Source organism: Burkholderia sp. BDU5, from assembly GCF_001522845.1.
Taxonomy (GTDB): Bacteria; Pseudomonadota; Gammaproteobacteria; order Burkholderiales; family Burkholderiaceae; genus Burkholderia; species Burkholderia mayonis.
In genome coordinates this window covers 150,412-175,314 of sequence record NZ_LOWC01000159.1, presented here as the reverse complement: position 1 = coordinate 175,314, position 24,903 = coordinate 150,412, and the positions used below count along the sequence as shown (strand labels likewise).

23 protein-coding genes are annotated in these 24,903 nt (G+C 67.9%); 7 read left to right on the top strand and 16 right to left on the bottom strand.

The window, feature by feature from the left end; all coding sequences use genetic code 11:
* Positions 1-139: 139 nt before the first annotated feature.
* Together WS69_RS25865 and WS69_RS25860 are read right to left on the bottom strand one after the other, a co-directional pair.
* The gene (locus WS69_RS25865; RefSeq protein ID WP_059473489.1) at positions 140-862 is read right to left on the bottom strand and encodes an LrgB family protein; all 723 of its coding nucleotides are present in this window, start codon (positions 860-862) and stop codon (positions 140-142) included.
* A 65-nt stretch (positions 863-927) separates the two neighbouring features.
* Positions 928-1,401 carry a CidA/LrgA family protein gene (locus WS69_RS25860; RefSeq protein ID WP_059473488.1) on the bottom strand — a complete coding sequence of 158 codons (474 nt, stop codon included), beginning with the start codon at positions 1,399-1,401 and terminating at the stop codon, positions 928-930.
* Positions 1,402-1,536: 135 nt separating this feature from the next.
* Here WS69_RS25860 and WS69_RS25855 point away from each other — a divergent pair, with 135 nt between their 5' ends.
* A complete protein-coding gene (locus WS69_RS25855) occupies positions 1,537-2,460 on the top strand; it encodes a LysR family transcriptional regulator (RefSeq protein ID WP_059473487.1) in 924 nt (307 codons plus the stop codon).
* Between the two features lie 102 nt (positions 2,461-2,562).
* Here the strand turns inward: WS69_RS25855 and WS69_RS25850 are convergent, their stop codons facing one another.
* A complete protein-coding gene (locus tag WS69_RS25850; protein ID WP_059473486.1) occupies positions 2,563-4,125 on the bottom strand; it encodes a DHA2 family efflux MFS transporter permease subunit in 1,563 nt (520 codons plus the stop codon).
* A 147-nt stretch (positions 4,126-4,272) separates the two neighbouring features.
* Positions 4,273-4,767, bottom strand: coding sequence for a MarR family winged helix-turn-helix transcriptional regulator (locus WS69_RS25845; protein WP_059473485.1), 495 nt, complete (start codon positions 4,765-4,767; stop codon positions 4,273-4,275).
* A 203-nt stretch (positions 4,768-4,970) separates the two neighbouring features.
* On the opposite strand from WS69_RS25845, the gene WS69_RS25840 reads away from it, so the two are divergent.
* On the top strand, positions 4,971-5,252 hold the full coding sequence (locus WS69_RS25840; protein WP_059473484.1) for a hypothetical protein: 282 nt from the start codon (positions 4,971-4,973) through the stop codon (positions 5,250-5,252).
* A 210-nt stretch (positions 5,253-5,462) separates the two neighbouring features.
* Positions 5,463-7,064, top strand: coding sequence for an efflux transporter outer membrane subunit (locus WS69_RS25835; protein WP_059473483.1), 1,602 nt, complete (start codon positions 5,463-5,465; stop codon positions 7,062-7,064).
* Between the two features lie 264 nt (positions 7,065-7,328).
* Here WS69_RS25835 and WS69_RS25830 read toward each other — a convergent pair whose 3' ends face one another.
* Genes WS69_RS25830 through gspG form a run of 8 tightly spaced genes read right to left on the bottom strand, consistent with a single transcriptional unit; the run spans position 7,329 to position 13,596 of the window.
* Positions 7,329-8,120: a type II secretion system protein N gene (locus WS69_RS25830; protein WP_059473482.1), complete on the bottom strand. Its 792-nt coding sequence runs from the start codon at positions 8,118-8,120 to the stop codon at positions 7,329-7,331.
* Between the two features lie 41 nt (positions 8,121-8,161).
* Positions 8,162-8,665: a type II secretion system protein GspM gene (gspM, locus tag WS69_RS25825; RefSeq protein ID WP_059473580.1), complete on the bottom strand. Its 504-nt coding sequence runs from the start codon at positions 8,663-8,665 to the stop codon at positions 8,162-8,164.
* A complete protein-coding gene (gene gspL, locus WS69_RS25820; protein WP_059473481.1) occupies positions 8,662-10,098 on the bottom strand; it encodes a type II secretion system protein GspL in 1,437 nt (478 codons plus the stop codon). The genes gspM and gspL overlap by 4 nt, the downstream gene beginning before the upstream one ends.
* A gap of 24 nt (positions 10,099-10,122) precedes the next feature.
* A complete protein-coding gene (gene gspK, locus WS69_RS25815; RefSeq protein ID WP_059473480.1) occupies positions 10,123-11,349 on the bottom strand; it encodes a type II secretion system minor pseudopilin GspK in 1,227 nt (408 codons plus the stop codon).
* A 1-nt stretch (position 11,350) separates the two neighbouring features.
* Positions 11,351-12,079: a PulJ/GspJ family protein gene (locus tag WS69_RS25810; RefSeq protein WP_059473479.1), complete on the bottom strand. Its 729-nt coding sequence runs from the start codon at positions 12,077-12,079 to the stop codon at positions 11,351-11,353.
* On the bottom strand, positions 12,057-12,467 hold the full coding sequence (gene gspI / locus WS69_RS25805; protein ID WP_197419317.1) for a type II secretion system minor pseudopilin GspI: 411 nt from the start codon (positions 12,465-12,467) through the stop codon (positions 12,057-12,059). The genes WS69_RS25810 and gspI overlap by 23 nt, the downstream gene beginning before the upstream one ends.
* On the bottom strand, positions 12,464-13,102 hold the full coding sequence (locus WS69_RS25800; protein ID WP_059473477.1) for a GspH/FimT family pseudopilin: 639 nt from the start codon (positions 13,100-13,102) through the stop codon (positions 12,464-12,466). The genes gspI and WS69_RS25800 overlap by 4 nt, the downstream gene beginning before the upstream one ends.
* Before the next feature lie 41 nt (positions 13,103-13,143).
* Positions 13,144-13,596 (bottom strand): type II secretion system major pseudopilin GspG, encoded by a 453-nt coding sequence (gene gspG / locus WS69_RS25795; protein ID WP_059473476.1) that lies wholly within the window; start codon positions 13,594-13,596, stop codon positions 13,144-13,146.
* A 155-nt stretch (positions 13,597-13,751) separates the two neighbouring features.
* Between gspG and WS69_RS25790 the strand changes: the two genes are divergently transcribed.
* Positions 13,752-14,162: a hypothetical protein gene (locus WS69_RS25790; protein ID WP_059473475.1), complete on the top strand. Its 411-nt coding sequence runs from the start codon at positions 13,752-13,754 to the stop codon at positions 14,160-14,162.
* Between the two features lie 70 nt (positions 14,163-14,232).
* Here the strand turns inward: WS69_RS25790 and gspF are convergent, their stop codons facing one another.
* The 3 genes from gspF to gspD are packed head-to-tail and all read right to left on the bottom strand — an operon-like array spanning position 14,233 to position 19,221.
* Positions 14,233-15,450, bottom strand: coding sequence for a type II secretion system inner membrane protein GspF (gspF, locus tag WS69_RS25785; RefSeq protein WP_059473474.1), 1,218 nt, complete (start codon positions 15,448-15,450; stop codon positions 14,233-14,235).
* 4 nt (positions 15,451-15,454) lie between these two features.
* On the bottom strand, positions 15,455-16,948 hold the full coding sequence (gspE, locus tag WS69_RS25780) for a type II secretion system ATPase GspE (protein WP_059473473.1): 1,494 nt from the start codon (positions 16,946-16,948) through the stop codon (positions 15,455-15,457).
* On the bottom strand, positions 16,945-19,221 hold the full coding sequence (gene gspD, locus WS69_RS25775) for a type II secretion system secretin GspD (protein WP_059473472.1): 2,277 nt from the start codon (positions 19,219-19,221) through the stop codon (positions 16,945-16,947). Before gspD ends, gspE begins: the two co-directional genes overlap by 4 nt.
* Before the next feature lie 386 nt (positions 19,222-19,607).
* Here gspD and WS69_RS25770 point away from each other — a divergent pair, with 386 nt between their 5' ends.
* Positions 19,608-20,084, top strand: a complete 477-nt coding sequence (locus tag WS69_RS25770; protein WP_059473471.1) for a lytic transglycosylase domain-containing protein — start codon at positions 19,608-19,610, stop codon at positions 20,082-20,084.
* 307 nt (positions 20,085-20,391) lie between these two features.
* On the top strand, positions 20,392-21,702 hold the full coding sequence (locus WS69_RS25765) for a GTP-binding protein (RefSeq protein WP_059473470.1): 1,311 nt from the start codon (positions 20,392-20,394) through the stop codon (positions 21,700-21,702).
* A 103-nt stretch (positions 21,703-21,805) separates the two neighbouring features.
* On the opposite strand, the gene WS69_RS25760 is transcribed toward WS69_RS25765, so the two are convergent.
* Complete coding sequence (locus WS69_RS25760; RefSeq protein ID WP_010100512.1) at positions 21,806-22,084, bottom strand: HU family DNA-binding protein; 279 nt, start codon at positions 22,082-22,084, stop codon at positions 21,806-21,808.
* Positions 22,085-22,474: 390 nt separating this feature from the next.
* Between WS69_RS25760 and mnmC the strand changes: the two genes are divergently transcribed.
* Complete coding sequence (gene mnmC, locus WS69_RS25755; protein ID WP_059473469.1) at positions 22,475-24,442, top strand: bifunctional tRNA (5-methylaminomethyl-2-thiouridine)(34)-methyltransferase MnmD/FAD-dependent 5-carboxymethylaminomethyl-2-thiouridine(34) oxidoreductase MnmC; 1,968 nt, start codon at positions 22,475-22,477, stop codon at positions 24,440-24,442.
* Positions 24,443-24,903 lie beyond the last annotated feature (461 nt).

The window sequence follows — 24,903 nt, the reverse complement described above, 5'->3', positions numbered from 1 at the left end:
GGCGCTGGAGGCCGGCCGCCGGCGCGGGCCGGACGAATCGGGTGGTCCGACGCCCGTCGGGCGCGCATGGCGAAAGCCGAAGGCAGAACGACAAGGCGATCGGGCGCGCGTCGCGGGCGCGCCCGGCCGGACCGGCAAGTCAGATCGGCAGCAGCGTCAGCAACGGCGCGATCAGCACCATCGCGACGCCCGCAATCATCATCGTGAGACTCGACACGACGCCTTCCTCGCTGCCGATCTCGCGCGCCTTCGCCGTGCCGACCGCATGCGCGGCCGCGCCGAAGAGCGCACCGCGCGCGAGCCGCGAGCGCAGCGGCACGAGCGCGAGCACGAACTCGCCGACGAGCATCCCGCAAATCCCGGTCGCGATCACGAAGAGCGCGGTGAGGTCGCGCGGCGCGTGGATCTTGTCGGACACGGCGAGCGCGAACGGCGTCGACACCGAGCGCGTGACGAGGCTGCGCTGCAGCTCGGGCGACAGGTGCAGCAGCTTCGACAGCAGCAGCGATCCGCAGATCGCGACCGTGATCCCGACGACGACGCCGACCGTCAGCGAGAACCAGTGGCGCTTCATCAGCGCGCGGTACTCGTAGATTGGCACGGCGAACGCGATCGTCGCCGGGCCGAGCAGCCACATCAGCCAGCGCGTGTCGTGGAAGTAGACCGCGTACGGGATGCCCGTCAGCGCGACGAGCGCGACGAGAATGGCCGGCACGAGCACGAGCGGCGAGAAGAGCAGCGTCTTGCGGTACGCGTAGAGACGCTTCGACGCGAAATAGAGCGCGATCGTCAGTGCGAAGCAGCTGGCGGAAATCGCGGCGCTCGCGGGCGCGGAAAGAAACGAAGGATCGGGCGTCGTCATGGTGCGCTAGATGGAACCGGTGCCACCAACAAATGGAAGAAAGGCGGGCGCGGCGGCGGTCGGCGTCAGGCCCGCGCGCGGCGGCGGCCGGCGCGCACGCGCATCACCGCGAGACGCCGTTCGAAGCCTGCCGCCACGTCGACCGCGACGGCGACCGCGAGCATCACGCAGGTCGTCCCGGCGACGACGACGAGCGCGAGCCGCCAGCCGTCCTCCTTGAAGAGCCCGCCGTACTGGACCGCCGCGACGGTCGCCGGGATGAAGAAGAGCAGCATGTCGGACAGCAGCCAGTTCGCGCCGTCCTTCACCCAGCCGGGCGCGACGCCGCCCGACAGCAGCAGCACGAGCAGCACTGCGAGGCCGACCACGCCGGACGGCACGGGCACGCCGAGCGCGCGCACCGCCCAGTCGATCGTCGCCCACAGCGCGCCGAGCGCGGCCGTTTGCAGCACGATGCGCGCCGCGCGGCCGGCGCGCGCATGCAGCGCTGCCGGGCAGGTCGCCGCTGCCGCCGTGGCCGTTGCCGAGAGTTTGGTCATGGATGCCCCGAAATGCCTTGCTTTACTGAATGGAGGCAGTATAGGATTCACGCGATCATAAATAAAATGACTTGCTTCTATAAAAATCATTCCGTTTAGGAATCTTCACCGACTCGCTCACTGAAGGAGGCGCCGATGGAGCTGCGCGCGTTGCGTTATTTCGTCGAGGTGGTCAGGCAGCAGAGCTTTACCGTCGCGGCCGAGCAGATGCACGTCACGCAGCCGACGATCAGCAAGATGGTGAAGGCGCTCGAGGACGAAATCGGCTCGCCGCTCCTGCTGCGCGACGGTCGCCAGATGGTGCTGACGGACGCCGGCCGGATCGTCTACCAGCGCGGCCAGGACGTGCTCGCCGCGCAGGCGCAGCTTCAGGCCGAGCTGAACGATCTCGGCACGCTCGGGCGCGGCGAGCTCGCGATCGGCATCCCGCCGCTCGGCGGCTCGCTGTTCACGCCGGCGATCGCCGCGTTCAAGCAGCGCTATCCGAAGATCGAGCTGAAGCTGTTCGAGCAGGGGGCGCGGATGATCGAAGAGGCGCTCGTCACGGGCGAGCTGGAGCTGGGCGGGGTGCTCGAGCCCGTCGATCCGGCTGTGTTCGACGTGCTGCCGATGGTGCGCGCGCCGCTCTGGCTCGTCGCGCGCCACGGTTCTCGCTGGGGCGGCAACGAAACCGTGCCGCTTGCCGACCTTGCCGACGAGCCGTTCGTGTTCTACGCGGAAAGCCTCGCGCTGCACGACGCGGTGCTCGACGCGTGCCGGAAGGTCGGCTTCACGCCGCAGATCGTGAGCCGCAGCGGCCACTGGGATTTCATGGCGGCGCTCGTGCATGCGGGCGTCGGCATCGCGCTGCTGCCCGAGCCTTATTGCCGGCGGCTCGACACCACGCAGTTCACGTGCCGGCCGATCGTCGAGCCGGAGATCACGTGGGCGGTCGCGATCGGCTGGCTGAAGAAGGGCTACCTGTCGCACGCGGCGCGCGCGTGGCTCGACGTCGCACGCGAGACGGGCCCCGTCGATCCGGGCGACGACCTCGCGTTCGGCAGCCTGCGCGCGCGCTGAAGCGGCGGTCGAGCGCCGCGCCGTCGACACCCGGCGCCCGGCTCCGCCCGGTCTCGGCCGCCGCCCGCAACCGTCCGCCGCGAGGCGTGCGCAGCCGCCCGCTCAATGCCCCATCGCGGGCCCGGCGCCTTTCTTCGGCTTCGTCACCCACACGAGCGCCGCGAGCACGACGAACGCGAGCGCCGAAATGTAGAAGAAATCGTTGGTCGCCATCATGAAGCCCTGCTGCGTGACGATCTGGTTGATCTGCGCGGTCGAAACCTGGCCGGCGATGCCGAGCTGCGCGAGCGCGCCCTGGTAGTCGACCGTGCTCTGCGCATAGACGTTCACCGATTCCGCGAGGCGCGCGTGGTGATAGATCGCATCGTTTTCCCAAAACGTCGAGCTGACCGCAGTGCCGATCGCGCCCGACAGCGTCCGCAGGAAGTTCGACAGCCCCGACGCGCTCGCGAGCCGCTCGTCGGAGATGCTGGAGAGCGTGATCGTCGTCATCGGCACGAAGAAGCACGCGACGCCGATCCCCTGCACGAGCCGCGGCAGGATCACGTGGTTGAACGGCACGTCGAGCGTGAACGTCGAATTCCAGATCGACACGACGGCGAATACGACGAATGCGAAGCTCGCGACCATCCGCAGGTCGAGCCGGTGCATGTTGCGGCCGATGAGCGGCGACAGCACGAGCGCGAGGAAGCCGACGGGCGCGGTTGCGAGGCCGGCCAGGCCCGCCGTGTAGCCCATCACGGTCTGCAGCCACAGCGGGAAAATCACGACCGAGCCGAAGAACGCCATGAATCCGAACGAGATGATCATCGCGCCGAGCGCGAAGTTGCGGTCCTTGAAAAGCGACAGATCGACGACCGGCTCCGTCTCAGTCGACTCCCAAACGAGCATGAATGCGAGCGACACGACGGCGATCAGCGCGAGCGCGGTGATGAACGTGGAATTGAACCAGTCGCGGTCCTTGCCGAGGTCGAGCATCATCTGCAGGCACGACACGCCGATCACGAGGAGCGCGAGCCCGATCGCGTCGATCCGCTGCTTGGTCGTCTTCGTCTCGCGACCGCGCAACAGGAAGAACGCGCACACGGCGGAGAAGATCCCGATCGGCAGATTGATGTAGAAGATCCACGGCCACGTGTAGTTGTCGGTGATCCAGCCGCCCATCACCGGGCCGAAGATCGGCGCGACGATCACCGTCATCGCCCATAGGCCGAGCGCGAGCCCGCGCTTCGCGGGCGGATAGCTGCGCATCAGGATCGTCTGCGACAGCGGCACCATCGGGCCGGACACGAGGCCCTGCAACAGCCGGAACGCGATCAGCGATTCGAAGTTTTCCGCGAGGCCGCAGAGCGCGGACGCGATCGTGAACGCGAGCACCGACAGCGTGAAGAGCCGGACCTCGCCGACCCGCCGCGCGAGCCAGCCGGTCAGCGGCACCGCGATCGCGGACGCGACCGAGTACGACGAGATCACCCAGGTGCCTTCGCTCGTCGCGACGCCGAGACTGCCGGAAATCGTCGGCACGGCGACGTTCGCGATCGACGTGTCGAGCACCTCCATGAACGTGCCGAGCGCGAGCCCGACCGTCAGCAGCGCGAGCACGCCGCCCGACAGCGGCGCCGGTTCGGCGGAAGGGGAAGCGGAAGCGGGGGCCGTCGCAGCCATGCGTCTCTCCTAAGGGGCGACAGTTGCCCCGACATCCTTTTATGCATCGACATCGACCGACAGTAAGTGACTTGTCAGCCTCTGCCCAGACAGATAAATACGCGACCTACGAGTCGCGATCCAGTGGCTACCCAATGTCATTCCCGGTCAATCGTCGTCCGACCGCAACGCCGCCGCGCACGCGGTGTCGGCCGCGCCCGGCGCATTCGCGATGAAGCGCCGTAGCAGGTCCGTCAGGAGCGCGAGCTCGCTGGGCGAAAAGCCAACGAGCTGCGCGTTCAGCTCGGTCGCGATCAAGCCCGGCAGCGCCTGCGCGGCGTGCGCGCCGCGCTCGGTCAGCGCGAGCTCGATCACGCGGCGGTCCGATTCGCTGCGCGCGCGCACGACGAAACCCTTCTTCTCGAGCCGGTCGAGCATCCGCGTCATCGAGCCACTGTCGTACGACATCTTGCGCGACAGCTCGAACGGCGTGCGCGCAAAGCCGCGCGCGAGCAGCAGGATCACGCCGATCTGCTGCGCGGTCAGGTCGAGCGGGCCGAGCGCGCGATCCAGCCGCTCGACGAGCGCCTGCCGCGCCTTCGTCAGGTAATAGCCGAGGCTCGATTCGAGCTCGATGTGCTCGGGGTCGTAAAGGCCGCTCATCGTCTAGCTGTCCGTTCGATTGCACGAACCGCAACAGTGCATTCCAGGAAAAACGCCGCCAGTATCTTGAATATTTATTGCATAGTCAATATTATTTCAGGCAATGAGTTCTGCGCTTAATGCGCCGCCAGAGACGATGTTCTGACCCAGACCGCTTTGCCCACGCAGCCGCGTTCGTTCGGCGTGCGTCCCGAGGATTTCCCATGCCGTTCCTGAAACATGCTGCCGGCGCACTGCGCCGCAACCTGTACGATACCGCTCGCCACACGTTTTCCGGTCCGCATCGCGGCTGGAAGATCGCGCTGTATGCCGCGCTGCTGATCGTGCCGGGCGGCTCGCTCGCGGTACTCGGGTTCGCATGGTTCGATCAGCGGCGGCGCCGCGCCGCGCGCAACGGCGGCGGCCGGACCACGTCGGCTCAGGAGCCTTCGGCGCGGCAGCTATGCCTCGCCGCCCCGCAGGGCGATCCCGTCCGCTGCTCATAACAAACCGCCGGCACGCAGCATCGGTGCGTAACATACGGTAAACCGGCGCTCCACGCCGGTAACACATCCGGCCCCGTCCGCGCTTTAACCTAACGTCTGCGCATTCCCGCATCCGTCAGTTACCATTTCGGCCACGCCTTCGGCGTTTCGGCCGCATCGCCTGCTCGCCCGGTCCACGGGCGGCCGCCTCCTTCGACAGGAATCCAGAACATGTCGCAAGTCCCACACCCGCGCGCACGCCGCGCGCTGAGCACCGCCGTCGCCGTCGCGGCCGCCGCGCTGCTCGCCGGCTGCGCGGTCGGGCCCGACTATCACCGTCCCGACGCAGCGATCCCCGCCGCGTACAAGGAAGCGCCGCCCGGCTGGAAGGTCGCGCAACCGGCCGACCGCGCGGATCGCGGCCCGTGGTGGACGATCTACGAAGATCCGCAACTGAATGCGCTGATCGACAAGCTCAACACGTCGAACCAGACCGTCGCGCAATACGCGGCCGCGTATCGGCAGGCGCGCGCGCTCGTCGCCGAGGCGCGCGCGTCGTATTTCCCGACGCTCGGGCTGACGGCGAGCGAATCGCGCGCGTCGAGCGCGCTGTCGTCGAGCAGCTCGGCGTCGCGCAGCACGACGCGCACGATCGGCAACACGTATAGCGTCGGCCTCGACGCGTCGTGGGAGCCGGACCTGTGGGGCAAGGTGAGCCGCACGGTCGGCGCGCAGAAGGCGAGCGAAGCGGCGGCCGCCGCCGATCTCGCGAACGCGCGGCTGTCCGCGCAGGCGACGCTTGCGCAGACCTATTTCCAGCTGCGCGCCGCCGACGCGACACAAAAGCTCCTCGACGACACCGTCGCGTCGTACCAGAAATCGCTGCAGCTGACGCAGAATCAGTATGCGCAGGGCGTCGCCGCGCGCTCGGACGTGATCCAGGCGCAGACGCAGCTCCAATCGGCGCAGGCATCCGCGATCGACAACGGAATCGCGCGCGCGCAATACGAGCACGCGATCGCGACGCTCGTCGGCGAGCCCGCATCAACGTTCTCGCTGTCGCCGATGCCGCTCACGGCCGAGCCGCCCGCGATGCCGATCGACGTGCCGTCGGCGATCCTCGAGCGGCGGCCCGACGTCTCCGCCGCCGAACGGCGCGCGGCCGCCGCGAATGAGCAGATCGGCGTCGCGATCGCCGCGTTCTTCCCGACGCTCACGCTGTCGGCGTCGGGCGGCTTCCAGAGCTCGGTGTGGTCACAGCTCTTCACGCTGCCGGCGCGCTTCTGGTCGGTCGGCCCGCAGCTCGCCGCGACGCTGTTCGACGCGGGCCTGCGCGCCGCGCAGACGGAGGCCGCGCGCGCGACCTACGATCAGGACGTCGCCACGTATCGGGCCGCCGTGCTGTCCGCGTTCCAGGACGTCGAGGACAACCTCGCGTCGCAGCGGATCCTCGAACAGGAGATCGGCGTGCAGCGACAGGCGGTCGAGTCCGCGCAGCACGCGCTCGACATCACGCTCAATCAGTACAAGGCGGGCACGGTCGGCTATCTGAACGTGCTGACCGCACAGACGACCGCGTTCAGCGCGCGGCAAAAGCTCGCGACGATCTCCGGGCAGCGGATGGTGTCGTCAGTCGGGCTCGTGAAGGCGCTGGGCGGGGGCTGGGACGTCGCGCAGATCACGCGCGAGACGGGCGGCATGCAAGCGCCCGCGCCGGTGCCGGCGTCCGCGCCTGCGGGAGCGCCGACGCCAGCGGCGACGCAACCGGCAGCGGCTGCCGCTGCGCAGGCCGCAACCGGCGGCGGTCCGACGACGACGGCCGCGCAACCCTGAAACGCGATGGCGCCTGCCGACGGCCCGCGACGCTCGCGGTCACGATCTCGGCCTCGTCGCATCCGGCGCGACGGTTGCCGTCGGCACGCCGGCGAAACGGCCGGCGCCGCCGGATCGATCTCGCGTCGCGGCCGCCCGGCATCGACCGCAGCTTCAGTGCGTTGCCGGAACCGCCGCTCGAAATCAAGCGACCCGACCCGCTCGCTTCGCCGCATCGCCCGCGCCCATGACGACGCGCGACTCGACGCAGCCTAGACCGCGCGCTCAGCGCGACGCGTCGCCATAGATCAACGACACCGCGCCGTCGCCGATCGGGTGGCCGAGCAGATTCAAGAGACCCGCGAGGTTGTCGCGTTGCTCGGGCGTGGCGCTCGCGGTGCCGCGGAACGACGCGCCCATCGCGCCGAAATTCCCTTGCCCCGACATCATCAGCGGCCCCTTCAACGTCGACAGATCGAGCGCCGAATTCGCGCCGCGCGCCTCGATCACCGCGCGGTACGACCCGAGCGGCTTCACGCGCGACACGCGCGAGCTCATGTCGGTGATCGTCACGGTCAACTGGCCGAACGCGTCGTTGCCGAAGAGCCGCCAGTCGGTCCAGTCGATCCGCACGCTGCCTTGCAAATCGAGCGTGTTGAACGGCGTGCCGAGGCCCGCGAGCAGCGACGCCGGCACCGCCATCGAGCCCGACGACAGCACCGCGCCGCGCAGCGTCGCGTCGAGCGTGACCGCGTCGGGCATCGCATCGGTCTGGCGCAGCCGCATCCGCACGCGCCCCGTGAAGAGCGGCCAGAACTGCGTGCGCCATTCGACGCGCCCCGGCAGCAGTGTCGATGCGCTGCGATCCGCGCCGGGCGCGAGGACGAGTGTCGCCGAGCCGTGCCAGAGCGAGCCGTCCGGGTCGACGAGATTGACGTGGCCGCCCGTCGCCCGGGCGAACCGCGGCGTGACCCACGACGCGGGCAGCAACGCGACGAGCGTGACGAAAATCGCGAGGCCGCCGACGACGGCCCACGGCACGAGGCGCCGAATGCGCATCGGCCAGGTCATCGGCATCCGCACTCCGCCTTGTCGGCCACATCGGGCATCGACGTCGCTCACTTGACCGACGCCGGCTGCAGCACCGCCGTCAGATCGACCTGACCGTCTTCCTTGAGCCCGGTCACGTGCGCTTCGACGACCTGCGCCTTGAACTGGCGGCGCACGTCGTCGAGCCACTGCGTCCACGCGGGGAACGACGCGTTCTTCAGCTGGATCTGCACGCCGCCGCCGACGATTTGCGGCGCCGCCGCGGCGAGCCCGTGATCGGACAGCGACGCGGCGAGCGCATCCTTCAGCGCGATGCCCGTCGGCGCGACGCCCTGCGCGGCGGCCGCGAGCGAGCGCGCCTCGTTCGCCTGCGCGGTCATCTCCGCGAGCTCGTGGCGCATCGTCGGCAGTTGGCGCTGGATCTGCGCGCGGCCTTCCTGCGCGGGCGACCACAGCACCGAATACGCGATCACGACGACGAGCGCCGCTCCGCCCCAGCCGAGCAGCAGCTTCTCGCGCGCGGTGCGGCCCTCCCAGAACTGGGTCAGCGTTTCGTTCAATTCCGTTTTCATGAGCGGCTCCGAATGGTCCACTTGCCCGTGCTGCTGTCGATCTCGCCCGACAGGCCGTTGCGCGCGAGGCGCTGGGCGAAGTCCGGATCGACCTTGATCTCGGGCTTGAAGCCGACGTCGAGCCGGCGATCGTGATAATCGAGCGATGCGATGCCGTTCGGCGGCAGCGGCCCGAGCGAGCGCGCGAGGCCGCTCGCGAGCGACAGGAAATCGTTCGGCGACAGCTCGCCCGCCGCGATCCGCAGCCGGTCGAGCTGGCGCGTCATCTGCGCGGCCGGATCGAGCACCGTCGTCGTCTTCGGGAACGCTGACAAGAGCGTCTCGGTGATCTGCGCGGACAGCGCGTCGCGTTCGCGCGCAAGCTTCCACCAGTGCGCGTTCATCCCGATCACCGCGACCGCGAGCGATACCGCCGCGAGCGCGAGCGGCACGCGCACGCGCGTGAGGGTCGCGCGGTCGAAGCGCCACGGCGCGAACTCGAATTCGAACTGGCAAAGGTCGAAGCGCGCATCGAGCGCGCGGCGCACGAGCGCGTCGAACGGCCAGATCGCGGCGCCCGGCAACAGACGCTTGTCGTCGAGCGGCCGCACCGACGCGAGTTGCGGCTCGGCGCCCGGCTCGCCCAACTCGTAGAGCTCGAGCGGCGTGCCGTTCGCGAGCGCCTCGAGCGTCATCACCGCGGTCGACACCGGCGCGGCGAAGCCCTCGCCGAGCGCGCCGCGGGCGAGCGCGAGCGCGAGCTCGACGCGCGGCGCGGCGGCCGTTTCCGGCAGCAGCGTCGCCGACTCTTCGGCGAGCGACGGCGCGCTCGCCGTCGCGGCAAGACCGAGCGCGACCGCGACGATCGATTCGGGCGGCTTCACGGCGTCCGCCGCCGCGCCTTTGGCGGCTGCGTGGCCGTCGCTCGCCTTGCCGGCGGCAGCTTCATGCCCCGCTTGCAGCTCGTGCGCGATCTCGGCTTCGGCCACGACCTCCGCCGCTTCGCGCCGCGTCGGCAGCGGCAGGCAGCGCGTGACGGGCACCGCGCGCAGATGGCGATGTCCCGCCGCGGTGAACGCGTCGACGATGAACTTGAACCACGCGCGATCGATCACGGCGAGCACGCGGCGTCCGCCGTCGAGCGCCGCCGGGTCGACGGCGATGTGGCAACCCTGCGGATCCTGGATCAACTGATCCTCGATGATGTTCGGCAGCGCCTGCTTCAGTCTCGGCCCCTTCAGGGGCGGCACGGTCTGCTCGAGCATCAGTAGGTCGCGCGCGGCGACGACGAGCACCGTCGTCGTCGCCTGCGGCAGCAGCGACAGCGACGCGCGGCCCGCGCGCTGCGTGTGGCCGCTCTTGTCGACGAGCGCGAACGGCAGCTCGGGCCATTGCCATTCCTGCAACGGCACGGCCGGCTCGCGCGGCGGCAATAGGACAATCAACGTGCTCAAGAGCTCCTCTCCCGAATGGCGTTGTTATAGCTGATCGCGAATGCGCACGATGCGCGTCGTGTGCGTGGTCGGATCACGATACACGAGCGACGTGCGATCGACGACTGCACGATCGTGCTCGATCCGGCCATGCACGATGAAATAGCTGGACGTGACGTCGATCTGGCTCGATTCGAGACTCACATTCGGCGCGCCGGCGCCGCGCAGCGCGAGCTGCACATCGCCGACATTGCGGAAAAACACGGTCTCGCGCCGCGACACGAGCGCCTGCGCGGACGACACCGACATCCCCGGCACGAGCGCCGCGATCACCTCGGCGGGCGCGGTGTTCAGATTGACGGGCGTCACCGTCGGCAGCACGGTGACGAACGGGCGCAGCCGCTCGACCATTTCCGGCGTGAAGCCTTCGACGTCGAGCAGCGAATCGACGCTCGTCATCATCAGCGGCGCGGGCCCGCGGCCTTCGCCGCCCGCGAGGCCCGGCTCATCGGTGAAATTGCCGCCGCTCTCGGTGCCGCCGTCCGGCAGCGGAATGGGCACGCCGCTCGCGGCGCCCGGCAGTTGGGCCGCCTGGAAGCGCGTCGCGGATTGCTTGAGCCCCGCGCGCACGTGGCGCGCGACGATCTTCGCGAGCTGCTGGTCGAGCCCGAGCGTCGACAGAAGGCGCTGGAACGTCTGCACCTGCGCCGCGTTCAATTGCAACGCGCCGGGCGCGGGCGACGACACGAGGTTGCGCAGATTGAACTTCGCCTGCGCGTCCTCGATCGAGCCGGACAGATAGGTGTCCGCGCCTTCGGCCGCGTCGGTCACGCCGATGCGGCCGAGAAAATCCGACAGCTTCGTCTTCGCGATCGGCACAGCCCAGATCCCGCCGAGATAGGTGATGCCGGGCGCGGTGTCGCCTTCGGAGCGCAGCACCATCCGGGTCCAGTCGAGCGCGCCGCGCGCGACCCATTGCGCCTGCGCGAGCAGCCGCTGGTTCTCGATCCGGCGCACCTGCACCTGCTGGCGCCACAGCATCCCGGACACGAGGATCGCCGACAGCGCGACGACCAGAAGCGCGTTGATGATCGCGACGCCGCGCTCGCGGCGGGCGCCGGCGCGGTTGCCTGCGCGGGTGCGCTTGCCCGCTCGGACACCCGCGCCGCTCGGCAACCGTGGCGCGCGCGACGTGCACGCGGTATGCGCCGCGCGCGGCGCGCGCGCGCGGCGAAGCGAAGCAAGACGAGCGAGGAGGGCGGACGCGCGCATGTCACTCCCCGATCAGAAAGATGCGCGTGATCGGCACGCGCAGCGACGTCGCGCCGATGCTGACCTCGAGCCCCGTCACCGCACGCGGCGGCGGCGCATTGCCGAGGAGCGGCACCTTGAGCGCGTTGTTGTTCTGCTCGAGCGCGCTGTCGGCGTCGGGCATGCTGGTCGTCCAGCCGACCTTCGGTACGTACAGGCGCGCGTTGATCATGCCGACGCCGCGCATCAGCGGCACCGAGCTCCAGCCTTCGATGTCGCCGCCGCGCACCGCGTCGCGCAACGCGTTGACGTCGCCGATCGGCGGCGACGCGTAGCGCACGACGCGGCCGTTCGAGATCCGGTAGCGCACGACCTGCAGACGCGGCGCCGCCCCCGGCGCGTCGAGCTCGCGCACGATCTGCAGCGTGTCGCCCGCGACGCGCACCGCGGGCTGGCCCGCTTCGTCGTCGGTCGCGGCGCGGCGCGCGTCGATGCGCATCTGGTCGAACATCTGCGCGAACACGCGCTCGTCCTCCATCGCGGCCGACACCTTCTCGCGGCCGCGGATGATCTGGTCGAGCCCGCGCCACGACAGGATCGCGATCACCGCGAGGATCGTGATCGCGATCATCATTTCGATCAGCGTGAAGCCGCGGACGTCCCGAGGCGCGCCCCCTAGGAATGCGCGCCGCCTCCCCTGAGGAGGCCGCCCGCGGGGCGCGCGGCGCTCAGAGCGAACGGCTGGTTTCATTCGCGACCACCGTGACCATCTGCGCGAGCACGCCGGCGCGGCCGTTCATCGACACCGCAATCTCGACGCGCCGGAACACCGGATTCGGCGTCGAACTCACGCGCTGCGTGCAGGTGAGCGCGACGTTGCCCTGCGAGCAGTCGAACGTCTGCGTGCCGATGTCGGGCCACGCGTGCGCGAGGCGCAGCTGCGCGAGCGCGTTGTCCGCGCTCCAGCCGGCCAGGAGGCGCGTGTGAAGATCGGACGCGCCCGTCGCCATCGAGCCGACCGCGCGGATCGACGCCGCGAGCGCGACCGCGATGATCGCGAGCGCAACGAGCACCTCGATCATCGTGAAGCCGCGCGAACGCGCGGGCGAGCGGGGGAGAGCATGGGCGCGCATCGTCAGCGCACCTCGTAGCGGCCGTTGCCGGTGCCGACGATCGTCGCGCTGCCGACTGCGGAATAGAGCGTGACGCGCACCGGCACGTCGATGCTTTCGGTGCCGAACACGACGGCGTCGGTGTGCGTGTCGGAGCCGGGATAGTCGATCGCGGCGCCCGTCACGCCGCCGTCCCAGTTGCGCGCGCGCAGTACGTCGTCACGCAGCGGACGCCAGCCGTCGCCTGTGCGGATGTCGAAGCGAAAGCCGTGATCGGTGGCGCGCCACGCGATCGGGCGCGCGCGCACCTGCGCCTCGTCGCCCGCCGTCTCGAACAGGAGCGCGACGCGCTGCGCTTCCTCGCGCAGATCGGTGCGCGGGTTGCGCCTGAGCGTCAGCGACGCGACCGACACGAGGATGCCCGCGATCACGAGCACGACGAGCATTTCGAGCAGCGTGAAGCCCCGCGCGCGGCGCCCGAAGGAAGTCACCGTGCGGCGATCGGAGGAAGCCCCCGTGGCATGCCCGAACGAAGTCCCCGTCGAGCGACCGAAGGAAGCCTCTACGGAAATCCCGAGAAAAGCCCCCGCGAATCGACCGCGGGAACCCCCCGCGTGACGCCGCGTACCGAAAACGGAAGACGTGCCGGGCAGTGCGTACATCGAAGCGTGCGTGCGTCGCGCGTGAGAGTGGCGTCAGCGGCTCATTGCCATGAGCCGATGTCGGAATCGTTGCCGTCGCCGCCTTCCTTGCCGTCGGCGCCGTAGCTGAACACGTCGATCTCGCCGTGCACGCCCGGGTTCAGGTACTTGTACGCGTTGCCCCACGGATCGTTCGGCAGGCGCTCGAGATAGCCGCCGTCCTTCCAGTTGTTCGGGATCGGATCGGTGGACGGCTTCTGGATCAGCGCGGTCAGGCCCTGATCCTGGGTCGGATAGCGGCCGTTGTCGAGGCGATACAGCTTGAGCGCCTGCATGATCGTGCCGATGTCCTGCTTCGCTGCGATCCGGCGCGCTTCATCGGGACGGCTCATGATCTTCGGCACGATGAGCGCCGCGAGAATGCCGAGAATCGCCACCACGACCATGATCTCGATCAGCGTGAAGCCGCGTTGACGGCGTGCTGCCTGAGAACGGCGAGTGATCCACGTTTGCATGAGTGACTACCTCTTCTTCAAAAATGAGCGGTGAGTGAGTGACGCGCGCGGCGCAAGCCGCTCGGCGTCCGCTGCGTGAAGCCGCATTGTAAGGCGCGACTCGCTTCGGGCTTCCACTCAACGCAAATTTCATATTCCTCCGTACAATAACGCGCATGAACGCGCTATCGATCCGGCTCCTTTCCCTCGCCCTCTTCGCGGTGTTCTGCGCGACGACCACCTATTGGTTCGTCACGCTGTCCGCGCATCAGGCTCCGCTACCTGCCGCCGCCGCCCACACGCCGGTGCGCACGGAGGACGCCGCCGCGCTCTTCGGCGGGCAGTTGACCCGCAATCCGATACAGGACATCCACCTGTTCGGCATCCTCGCGCTGCAGCGCGGCGCGGCGGCCATCGTCGGCATCGGCGGCGACGCACCGCACGCGGTGTCGCTCGGCGGCGAGATCGCGCAGGGCGCGAAGCTCGCCGAAGTGCGCGACCGCTCGATCGTCGTCGAGCGCAACGGCGCGCGCTCCGAGATCTTCCTGCCCGCCAACACGCCGTCTCCCGCCATCTACGTCCGCTAGAAGCGCCGCGCCGCCGAGCGGGCCGCCTCGTCTCGGGCGGCCCGCCACCGCGGGCCGCGCCGATCTTCCGTCACTGCACCATGTTGTTGAGCTCGATGATCGGCAGCATCACCGCGAGCACGATCACGAGCACGATGCCGCCCATCGCGAGAATCAACAGCGGCTCAAGCAGGCTCGTCAGGAACATCGTACGCCGCTCGAGCTCGCGCGATTCGCCTTCCGACGCGCGGTCGAGCATCGTCGTCACGTCGCCCGTCGCCTCGCCCGAACGGATCAGGTGCACGAGCACGGGCGGAAACGTCTTCACGTTGTTGAGCGCGCGCGACAGCGCCGAGCCTTCGCGCACGCGCACGATCGCGTCCTCGATGTTGCCGCGCATCGCGCGGTTCGACAGCGTCTCGCCCGCCGCCTGCAGCGCGCGCAGGATCGGCACGCCCGCCGCGGTCAGGATGGCGAGCGTGCTTGCGAAGCGCACCGTGTTGTAGCCGCGCACGAGCTTGCCCGCGAGCGGGGCGGTCAGGAGCCACCGGTCGAATGCGAGACGCGGGCCGTCGCGCGACAGCGTCGCCTTCACCAGATAGACGACGACCGCGATCCCGATCAGGATCGCCCACCACCAGTGCCGGACAAAATCGGACAGCGCCATCATCACGATCGTCAACATCGGCAGTTGCTGTTTCGTGCTCGCGAACACGTTGACGACCTGCGGCACCACGTAGCTCAACAGGAACGTGACGATGCCGAACGCGATCACCGTGACGATCGCCGGATACGTGAACGCGAGCACGATCTTCTGCTTGAGCGCGTTGCGCTCCTCGATGTAGTCAGCGAGCCGCGACAGCACGATCCCGAGCTTGCCGGTGTGCTCGCCCGCCGCGACGAGCGCGCGATAAATTTCCGGGAAATCGCGCGGGTGCTCGGCGAGCGCGACCGCGAGCGAGTGTCCGCCCAGCACCTCGGCGCGAATCGCCGCCATCAGCTCGCGGATGTAGTCGCGCTCCGCCTGCTCGGTCAGCACCGAGAGCGCCTCGTCGAGCGGCAGCCCGGCGATCAAGAGGCTCGCGAGCTGGCGCGTCAGGATCGCCTGCTCGCGCTGCGACAGCTTGCGGCCGAGCGCGAGGCGCTGGCTGCGTTCGCCGCGCTTGCGGCTCGCCGCCGGTTCGACGACGAGCGGCGTGAGCCCTTGCGTGCGCAGGTGGCCGCGCGCATTGCGCGCGCTGTCGGCCTCGATGACGCCCTTTTGCGCGCGCCCCGCTGAGTCGATCGCTTCGAAACGGAAGGCCGGCATGACGCTATGCGCCTCCCGTCACGCGCAACACTTCCTCGAGCGACGTCGCGCCCGCCGCGAGCCAGCGCTCGGCGTCGTCGCGCAGCGTGCGCATCCCGTTCGCGCGGCCGGTCGCGAGGATCTCGGCGTCCGCCGCGTTACGGTGGATCAGCGAGCGGATCGGATCGTCAACCATGAGCAACTCGTAGACGCCGCGCCGGCCGGTGTAGCCCGAATGCCCACACTTGTCGCAGCCGACCGGATGCCAGACGGTGCGGCCATCCTCGTGCCGCTCTTCCTTGCACGCCGGGCAGAGCTGGCGCACGAGCCGCTGCGCGAGCACGCCGAGCAGCGACGATGCGAGCAGATACGGCTCGACGCCCATGTCGGTCAGACGCGTGACGGCCGACGCGGCGTCGTTCGTGTGCAGCGTCGCGAGCACCAGGTGACCCGTCAGCGACGCCTGCACCGCGATCTGCGCGGTTTCGAGATCACGGATTTCGCCGATCATGATGATGTCCGGATCCTGCCGCAGGATCGAGCGCAGCGCGCGCGCAAACGTCATCCCGATCCGCTCGTTCACCTGCGTCTGGCCGATGCCGGATAGGTCGTATTCGATCGGATCCTCGACCGTCATGATGTTGGTCGTCGCGGTCTCGAGACGCGACATCGACGCGTACAGCGTCGTCGTCTTGCCCGAGCCGGTCGGGCCCGTGACGAGCACGATGCCGTGCGGGCGCGAGATCAGCTTGTCGAATTTCACGAGCGTGTCGCGGCCCATCCCGAGCGCTTCGAGGTTCAGGCGCTGCGCGTCCTTTTCGAGGAGACGCAGCACCGCGCGCTCGCCGTGCCCGGTCGGCAGCGTCGACACCCGCACGTCGACGGGCCGGCCGCCGACGCGCAGCGTGATCCGGCCGTCCTGCGGCAGACGCTTCTCGGCGATGTCGAGCTGCGCCATGATCTTGATCCGCGAGATCAGCGCGCCGTGCAGCGCCTTCTTCGGGCGCACGACGTCGCGCAGCGTGCCGTCGACGCGAAAGCGCACGACCGACGCGTTCTCGAACGGCTCGATGTGAATGTCGGACGCCTGCTCGCGCGCCGCTTGCGTGAGGAGCGCGTTGATCATCCGGATGATCGGCGCGTCGTCTTCGGACTCGAGCAGATCCTCGACTTCGGGGATGTCCTGCATCAGCCGCGACAGGTCGACTTCGCCTTCGACCTCGCCGACGATCTGCGCCGCGCTGCCGTCCTGGCGCGCATAGGCTTGGTTGATCGCCTGCGCGAGCTCGTCGGCCGATACGCGCTGCACCGAGATCGCGCCGAAATTGCGCGCGACTTCGGCCAGCGCAGCCGCATTCGTGCGCTCGCTGATCCACACTTCGAGCGTGTCCGCGTGCTGGTGCGCGATCAGGATCTGGCCGGTTTTCGCAAACCCGTACGGCAAGAGCCGCGCGGCGAGCGGCGACGGCGCGCAGCCCGCCGGCTGGTCCTGGGTGGCTTGCGCGAGCGCTTGCGTCACGGACGGGCTCCTGGCGACGCGGCGCCGGCATCGCTCGCCGCCGCGGGCGCGGGTGCGCTGGCGGGCGCGGGCGGAGCGGCCTGCTGACGCCGCATCTTGTCGATGTCGAACAGGTTCATCGCAGGCGAACCGCCCTGGCTCGGGCCGAGCGGCATCGGCGGGACGATGGGGTCGTCCTTGTCGCGCATGATGTTGTTGTCCGACTTGTACGCGCCCGTCACGCCCTGGATGTAGTCGTAGCGGTTGGACGTCACCGCTTGCGCGGTCTCGCGATCGCCGATGATGACGGGGCGCAGGAACACCATCAGGTTGGTTTTCTGACGCTGCTTCGTCTCGGAGCGGAACAGCTGGCCGATCCACGGGATGTCGCCCAGCAGCGGCACCTTCTGGTTCGACACCTGGTAGTTATCCTGCATCAGGCCGCCCAGCACGATGATCTCGCCGTTGTCGGCGAGCACCGTCGACTGGAGCGAGCGCTTGTTGAACGTCGGGCCAGCCGGGTTCGACGTCGTGTTCGTCGTGCCACTGACGACCGACGAATCCTCGGTATAAAGCTGCAGCTTCAGAATCCCGCCGTCGGTGATCTGCGGCTTCACGTGCAGCGTGAGGCCGACGTCGCGGCGGTCGTATGTGTTGAACGCCGACGTGTTCGAGGTGCCGCCCGTCAGGTTCGAATACGAGCCCGTCGCGATCGGCACATTCTGGCCAACGACGATCTTCGCTTCTTCGTTGTCGAGCGTCACGAGGTTAGGCGTCGACAGCACGTTCGCATCGCTCACGCCGGCGAAATACTGTAGCAACCCGCCGAGTCCCTTGACGCCGAACATGTCGTGCAGCCAGCCGATGTTGAGTCCCGGCGTGAGCGCATTCAGCACGTTAAGCGGGTTCGTCGCGTTGGCCGTCAGATTGGTGATGCTGTTGGCGGCCACACTGCCCGCCGTGCTCGCCAGATTGGTGCCCGCATAGAGGGCATTGTTCGCGACCTGCCACTGAATCCCGAGGTTGCCGGCCGTATTCGAGTTCAGTTCGACGATCAGCGCCTCGATGTAGACCTGAGCGCGGCGCGCATCGAGTTGATCGATGACCGCGCGCAGGTTCCGGTACACCGGGTCCGACGCGGTGATGATGAGCGAGTTCGTCGCCGCGTCGGCCTGGATCATGCCGCCCGGCTGGTTCTCGTCGCTCTTGTCCTTGTCGCCGCCGAGGAGACCGCCCGTGCCGAGACCGCCGCCGCCCATCGTGCCGCCCGTGCCGCCCGACGAACTCGACGACGACAATCCAGACGGCAGCGGCGGCGTGCCCGACGTGCCCGTCGAGAAGCTCGAGCCGCTCTGCGAGCCGCCCTGATTGAACGCATTCGCATCGTTCGAGGTCGCCGACGAGCCGCTTTCGCCGCCGCCCTTGCCGAGCATTCCGCGCAGCGTCTTCGCGAGCTTCACCGCATCGGCGTTGCGCAGCGGCACGACGTGCATGTTGCCCGGCACGCCGCTCGGCGCGTCGAGCTGCTGCGCGATCTTCTTCGCCGCGGCGAGGCGCTGCGCGTTCGACGCGCGCAGCAGCAGCGCGTTGGTCCGCGGATCGGCCTGCACGGTGACTTTCAGCGTCGCGTCGGTGTTGCCGATCGCGCCTGGATCGAGCAGCTTCGTCAGTTGCGCGGCAATGTCGATCGCATTCGCGTTCTTGAGCGGCACGACGGCGACTTGCGAGCCCGCCGCGCTGTCGACGCCCGCGATGATCTGCGCGATCCGCCTCACGTTGTCCGCGTAGTCGGTGACGACGATCGTGTTGTTGGCCGGATACGCGGTGATCGTGTTGTTCGGCGAGATCAGCGGACGCAGCACCGGGAGCAAGTTGTTGGCCGATTCGTTGCGCAGCTCGAACACTTGCGTGACGACCTGGTCGCCGCGCGCCTGCGGCGTGTTGCCGATGTAAGTCGGCACGCCCTGCAGTTTCGCGTCGGCTTCCGGCACGACCTTCAGGACGCCGTGATCCTGGACGAGCGCGAAACCCTGCATCCGGAGCGCGGACTGCAGCGTCTTCAGCGCCTGATCTTCCGGTACGGGGCGTTCCGAAACGAGGTTCAGCTGACCCTTGACGCGCGGGTCGACGATGATCGTCTTGCCCGTCGCGGCGCCGATCGCCTTCGCGACCTGATCGATGTCCGCATTGACGAAATTGAGCGTGACCTGAGCGTGAGCGGCCTGCGCGACGACGATTCCGGCGACGACGAGCGCCGTCGCGACGCGCCGCAAAGCAAAGCGAGTTCTTGTCATGGAGTAATGGATCGATGCCGGCGGCGGCCGTGTCCGATGGTATGACGTAAGGTCGATGTCAAAAAAGCAGACATTAGCAGTTTTTCATGTCCGAAATATCACATTGAACTGAGAACTGTCTCACATACGCCATAAAAAAATTGAATGCGTATGCCGCATGTAAGTTTTCCCATGCGAAATCTCGAGAAGAACCAACACGATAATGCGGTATAAACGTGCTTGGCAAACGCCGTAGTCCGAACCAACCGAACGGCCTCCCTGCATTGCGAACCGTTCGGGTGCAGGTATGATACGGGCGGCCGGAGCGGCTTCGCGCGAAAAGCGCGTGCGGGTTTTCCCGGTTTTCTGCAAAGCGTAAAACAATTCACAGGTTCATTTCCTTCCATATGAGGATGCGGTTCGTTATTGTCGCGACGTTTGCCGCCGGCGCCTGGTTCGCCAGCGCGCCTGCACGCGCCGATTGTTACGACGAAGCCGCGAAGTACCAGAAGGTGAATCCGCTGATCCTGCGCGCGATCGCCTGGCAGGAATCGCACAATCGGCCGGAGGCGCTCAACAAGAATACGAACGGCTCGACCGATTACGGCCTCATGCAGATCAACTCGATCCATCTGCCGACGCTGTCCCGCTACGGGATCACGAAGGACACGCTGATGGAGCCGTGCAAGAGCGTCTATATCGCCGCGTGGCATCTGCGCCGCAAGATGGACAAGTACGGCAACACCTGGCAGGCGGTCGGCGCCTACCATTCGGAGACGCCGTCGCTGCGCGACAAGTACGCAAAGCAGATTGCCGACATTCTCGTTCGATGGAGGCTGATGCCGGCGCCGGTTGTACAGGATGCGCAGAGCGCGCAACGCTAACCGGCGGCCCGGCCGCGAAAGAAGCCCGGCCGCGGAACATATATAGACATAGCGAGAGCACATCGGCGGACCGCGCTTGTGCGAGTCCAACGCTCGCACCGCGTGCAAACACCTCCGTCCATCTCGTTCACGCCGCACGCATCATGAAATCGCCGACGGCTCGCCGTCGCGCACGGCCGTCTGTCTATATTTGATGCACAATGCGGCTTTCCCGCCGCTTGTCCGCGCCGGCCGCTCGCCGGTGCCGCCCCGTTTTCCGGGGCACGGCGGCTTGCTTCCCGCTTTTTTTTCGTTGGTGCGCACCGCAATGAACCAGCCGTTGCCCGTCACTGTGCTGTCCGGCTTCCTCGGCGCCGGCAAGACCACGCTGCTCAATCACATCCTCGCGAATCGCGCCGGCCTGAAGGTCGCCGTGATCGTCAACGACCTCGCCGCCGTCAACGTCGACGCGACGCTCGTGCGCGACGCGGCCGAGCTGTCGCACGTCGAGGAGCGTCTCGTCGAAATGTCGAACGGCTGCATCTGCTGCACGCTGCGCGACGACCTGCTCGTCGAGATCCGCCGCCTCGCGGCCGAAAACCGCTTCGACGCGATCCTGATCGAATCGACCGGCATCGCCGAGCCGATGCCGATTGCCGAGACCTTCACATTCGTCGACGACGACGGCTCGACGCTCGCAGACGTCGCGCGCCTCGACACGATGGTCACGGTCGTCGACGCGTTCAACTTCCTGCAAGACTATGGCCGCGACGACGCGCTCGCCGAGCGCGGCCTCGCCGCGACCGAAGAAGACGACCGCACGCTCGTCGAGCTGCTGATCGAGCAGATCGAATTCTGCGACGTGCTCGTCATCAACAAGGCGGATCTCGTCGATGCCGACGCGCTCGCGCGCCTGCAGCGCATCCTCGCGAATCTGAATCCGCGCGCGCGGCAAATCGTCAGCCGCTTCGGCGACGTGCCGCTCGCCGACGTGATCGACACCGGGCTCTTCGATTTCGAAGCGGCCGCGAACGCGCCGGGCTGGCTCGCGTCGCTCGAGCATCGCCATGACGAAAACGAAGACGACGGGCACGCCCCCGGCGATGCGCACGTGCACAGCGAAGCCGACGAATACGGAATCGGCCACTTCGTCTACCGCGCGCGCCGGCCGTTTCATCCGGAGCGGCTCTGGGCGTTGCTGCACGAAGAGTGGAAGGGCGTGCTGCGCAGCAAGGGATTCTTCTGGCTCGCGACGCGCGACGACATCGCCGGCTCGCTGTCTCAGGCGGGCGGCGTGTGCCGGCACGGTCCGGCCGGGCACTGGTGGGCGGCGCAGGACCGCTCGGAATGGCCGGAAGAGGGCGACGAGCTGTACAAAGAGATCGTCGCCGACTGGCACGGCGACCTCGCCGATACGTCGATCGGCGACCGTCGGCAGGAGCTCGTGCTGATCGGCATTGAGCTCGACGCGCTCGCGTGGCGCGCGAAGTTCGACGCGTGTCTGCTCACCGACGCCGAGTACGCGCAAGACAAGAACGCTTGGACGCGCTACGCGGATCCGTTCCCGGCATGGGACGTCGACGAACATGAGCACGATCATGACCACGGCGACGACGCCGAAATCGTCCATCGCCACTGATCGTCAAAGATTGAAAAAGACCATGCGGCGTGGCAAAAAAGCCGCGCCGAAAAGAAAAAAACCCGCTGGCACCAGCGGGTTTTTCGTTCGCGAACAGTTCGTCTCAGCGCTTGTTCACTGCGTCCTTGAACGCCTTGCCAGCCGTGAACTTGACCGTCTTGGCTGCCGGGATCTTGATGGTCTCGCCCGTCTTGGGGTTACGGCCAGTGCGCGCTGCGCGCTTGCCCGAACCGAAGCTGCCGAAGCCGATCAGTTGAACTGAGTCGCCTTTCGACACAGACTTCTTGATCACTTCGAGGAGCGTGTCCAGCGTTTCGCCGGTTTGAGCCTTGCTGGCGCCCGTCTGGGCGGCGACGGCGTCGATCAGTTCCTGTTTGTTCATTAAGGTTCCTTTCCAGGTTAGGTTGACACGAACAGCGCGAACGCGCCGATTATACGTGCGCGAACCGTGCCGTCTATAGTGTGTGGCGACGGCACAGCGCAAAGTATTGCGCCGCGCAACGCACCGCCGGGTGTGCCTCCTGGCAGCTCCGCGATACGGCGCTTGCTATGATAGCGCAGCGCAAACCCAATAACGACAAGGGTTTCAAAGATTTTCGAGCGAATTTTGTCGAGTTAGATGCTTCCCGTGCGGTTTCCGAGCCGCGCGATCCGGCTTCGCCGCGGCGCGTCCGAAGCCGGCGCACCGTTCCGTTGGATTTTGCCAACGCCTTGCGGGACGGGGCTCGCGCGGCGGTTCGTCGCAATTTCGCCGCCTTCTTTTTTGTTTCGCATGCCCGATCGAATCGTTCCGGCGACGCTCGTCTTCCGCGAAGACGGCACCGTCGTCTCGCCCCTCTACGGCGACATCTACCATAGCGCAGCAGGCGCGCTTGCCCAGGCCGACCACGTGTTCATCCGCGGCAACGACCTGCCGCGGCGCTGGCAGCACAAGCGAACTTTCACGATCGTCGAGACGGGTTTCGGCATCGGCTGCAACTTTCTCGCGACATGGGCCGCATGGCGCGCCGATCCGTTGCACGGCGAGCGGCTTCACTTCGTGTCGGTCGAAAAGCACCCGTTCGCGCACGACGACCTGCGTCGCGCTGCCGCGCATATCGTTGCATATACAACTATTGAGCCGCTCGTCGACGAACTCGCGAACGCATGGCCCTCGCTCACACCGGGCGTCCACCGTCTCGAATTCGACGACGGCCGCGTGACGCTCACGCTCGTGTTCGGCGATGCGCTCGACGTGCTGCCGAATCTCGTGCTGCGCGCAAACGCGTTCTATCTCGACGGCTTCGCACCGTCGAAAAACGCGGACATGTGGTCGCCCGCGATCTTCAAGTCGCTCGCGAAGCTCGCCGACGAGCATGCGACGTTCGCGACCTACACGAGCGCGGGCACCGTCAAGCGTGCGCTCGACGAAGCGGGTTTCACGTATCGGAAAGCCGAAGGCTTCGCCGGCAAGCGCGCGATGCTCGTCGGCGAATTCGCGCCGCGCTGGCGCGTGCGGCGCCATGAGCCGCCGCGCGCGCGCGCCTTCGGGCCGCGCGATGCGCTCGTGATCGGCGCGGGGCTCGCCGGCTGCGCCGTCGTCGAGCGGCTCGCCGCGCGCGGCTGGCGCGTGACGCTGATCGAGCGGCACGCGGAGATCGCGAGCGAAGCATCAGGCAATCCCGCCGGCGTGTTCCACCCGATGATCGCGCGCGACGACAACCTCGCGGCCCGCCTGTCGCGCGCCGGCTTCCTTCATGCGCTGAACCGCTGGCGCGCGCTCGAGCGCGCGGGCCACACGTTTGCGCGCAGCACGCAAGGCCTTGTGCAGCTCGCGACATCGGACGACGAGTTCGAGCGGATGTGCGAGAGCATCGATACGCTCGGCGTGCCGGCCGAACTCGCGTCGACGCTGTCGCGCGACGAAGCGCGAGCGCTGTTGCGAACGGACGTCGCGTACGGCGGATGGCTGTTTCCTCAAGGCGGCTCGATCAGCCCCGCCGCGCTCGCGGCTTCGCAATGCGCGGCGGCCGGCGAAAAGCTCACGCGCATCGTCGGCATCGAAGTCGCGCGGCTCGAGCGCGGCGACGACGGCCGTTGGCGCGCGCTCGACGCATCGGGCGCAACGCTTGCGCAGGCGAGCGTCGTCGTCGTCGCGAACGCGGCCGATGCCGCGCGCATCGCCGGTCTGCGGCATGCGCCGACGCAGCGCGTGCGCGGCCAGCTCACGCTGCTGCCGCCGGGCAGCGCGCCGGCCGTGCCGGTGCCCGTGATCGGCGACGGCTACGTCGTACCGCTTGCCAACGGCGTCACGCTGACGGGCGCGACGTACGAGCCGGACGATGCGGACGCGACACTGCGCGAAGCGGGCCATCGCGAAAACCTCGAACGGCTCGAACGGCTGCTGCCTGCATTTTCTGCGGCCACGCTCGATGCAGGCACGCTGCTGACGGGCCGCGTCGGCTTTCGCTGCGTCGCGAGCGACCGGTTGCCACTTGTCGGCGAACTGGGCGATGAGACGGCGGCCGCCCGCAATGCGGCGGCACTGACGGGCGCCAAGCTGCGCGACATTCCGCGCGCGGCGGGCCTGTACGGCGCATTCGGCTATGGCTCGCGCGGACTGGTCTGGGCGGCGCTCGGCGCCGAGTTGATCGCCGCGCAGATCGAAGGGGAGCCGTGGCCGCTCGAGCGCGAACTCGCAGAAGCGATCGACCCGGCCCGCTTTCTCGTCCGCGCATTACGGCACGGGCGCGTCGACTGACTCACTCGGCCGACCCACCATCTGGGCGGCGGCGCCTTGCCTTTCTTGCGTGTCGCCGCGCCATTCTCAAACCCAACGTGGACGCCGCACACAGAATCGCCGATCAGTTATCCACTCAGCCCTGTGGATAACCGCACGCATTCCCAGCGCAATCCCTGTGCAACCGATGTGGACGTAAACGGGGCAACTTCACACAGCCGCACAGATCCGAAAAAGTTGCTCATCGAAACCCTGTGCGGGCAAACAGGCTGTACATCCTGTTATGCGACGCGCAAGTTCATGATCCATCGGCGTAAACGCCGGTTATCCACAGAAATTCGGCCGCTTTGTTAACTTCTACTATGTATGTATACAGGTTTACCTCAGAGTAAACGGGCGAACCTTGGCGATCGGCCAACCCTTTGCCCGAATTCGGTCCGGTCCGGAATAGCTGTGGCACAATCGGTTTCCTTCACGCATGT

Coding starts and splice junctions, on each gene's coding strand:
- WS69_RS25760 (WP_010100512.1), bottom strand. CDS start 22,084: ATGAACAAACAGGAACTGATCGACGCCGTCGCCGCCCAGACGGGCGCC.
- gspM (WP_059473580.1), bottom strand. CDS start 8,665: ATGAAAACGGAATTGAACGAAACGCTGACCCAGTTCTGGGAGGGCCGC.
- WS69_RS25765 (WP_059473470.1), top strand. CDS start 20,392: ATGAACCAGCCGTTGCCCGTCACTGTGCTGTCCGGCTTCCTCGGCGCC.
- WS69_RS25860 (WP_059473488.1), bottom strand. CDS start 1,401: ATGACCAAACTCTCGGCAACGGCCACGGCGGCAGCGGCGACCTGCCCG.
- gspK (WP_059473480.1), bottom strand. CDS start 11,349: ATGCGCGCGTCCGCCCTCCTCGCTCGTCTTGCTTCGCTTCGCCGCGCG.
- gspF (WP_059473474.1), bottom strand. CDS start 15,450: ATGCCGGCCTTCCGTTTCGAAGCGATCGACTCAGCGGGGCGCGCGCAA.
- WS69_RS25855 (WP_059473487.1), top strand. CDS start 1,537: ATGGAGCTGCGCGCGTTGCGTTATTTCGTCGAGGTGGTCAGGCAGCAG.
- WS69_RS25865 (WP_059473489.1), bottom strand. CDS start 862: ATGACGACGCCCGATCCTTCGTTTCTTTCCGCGCCCGCGAGCGCCGCG.
- WS69_RS25840 (WP_059473484.1), top strand. CDS start 4,971: ATGCCGTTCCTGAAACATGCTGCCGGCGCACTGCGCCGCAACCTGTAC.
- WS69_RS25810 (WP_059473479.1), bottom strand. CDS start 12,079: ATGAAACCAGCCGTTCGCTCTGAGCGCCGCGCGCCCCGCGGGCGGCCT.
- gspG (WP_059473476.1), bottom strand. CDS start 13,596: ATGCAAACGTGGATCACTCGCCGTTCTCAGGCAGCACGCCGTCAACGC.
- WS69_RS25770 (WP_059473471.1), top strand. CDS start 19,608: ATGAGGATGCGGTTCGTTATTGTCGCGACGTTTGCCGCCGGCGCCTGG.
- WS69_RS25835 (WP_059473483.1), top strand. CDS start 5,463: ATGTCGCAAGTCCCACACCCGCGCGCACGCCGCGCGCTGAGCACCGCC.
- WS69_RS25830 (WP_059473482.1), bottom strand. CDS start 8,120: ATGCCGATGACCTGGCCGATGCGCATTCGGCGCCTCGTGCCGTGGGCC.
- gspD (WP_059473472.1), bottom strand. CDS start 19,221: ATGACAAGAACTCGCTTTGCTTTGCGGCGCGTCGCGACGGCGCTCGTC.
- WS69_RS25790 (WP_059473475.1), top strand. CDS start 13,752: ATGAACGCGCTATCGATCCGGCTCCTTTCCCTCGCCCTCTTCGCGGTG.
- WS69_RS25845 (WP_059473485.1), bottom strand. CDS start 4,767: ATGAGCGGCCTTTACGACCCCGAGCACATCGAGCTCGAATCGAGCCTC.
- mnmC (WP_059473469.1), top strand. CDS start 22,475: ATGCCCGATCGAATCGTTCCGGCGACGCTCGTCTTCCGCGAAGACGGC.
- WS69_RS25850 (WP_059473486.1), bottom strand. CDS start 4,125: ATGGCTGCGACGGCCCCCGCTTCCGCTTCCCCTTCCGCCGAACCGGCG.
- WS69_RS25800 (WP_059473477.1), bottom strand. CDS start 13,102: ATGTACGCACTGCCCGGCACGTCTTCCGTTTTCGGTACGCGGCGTCAC.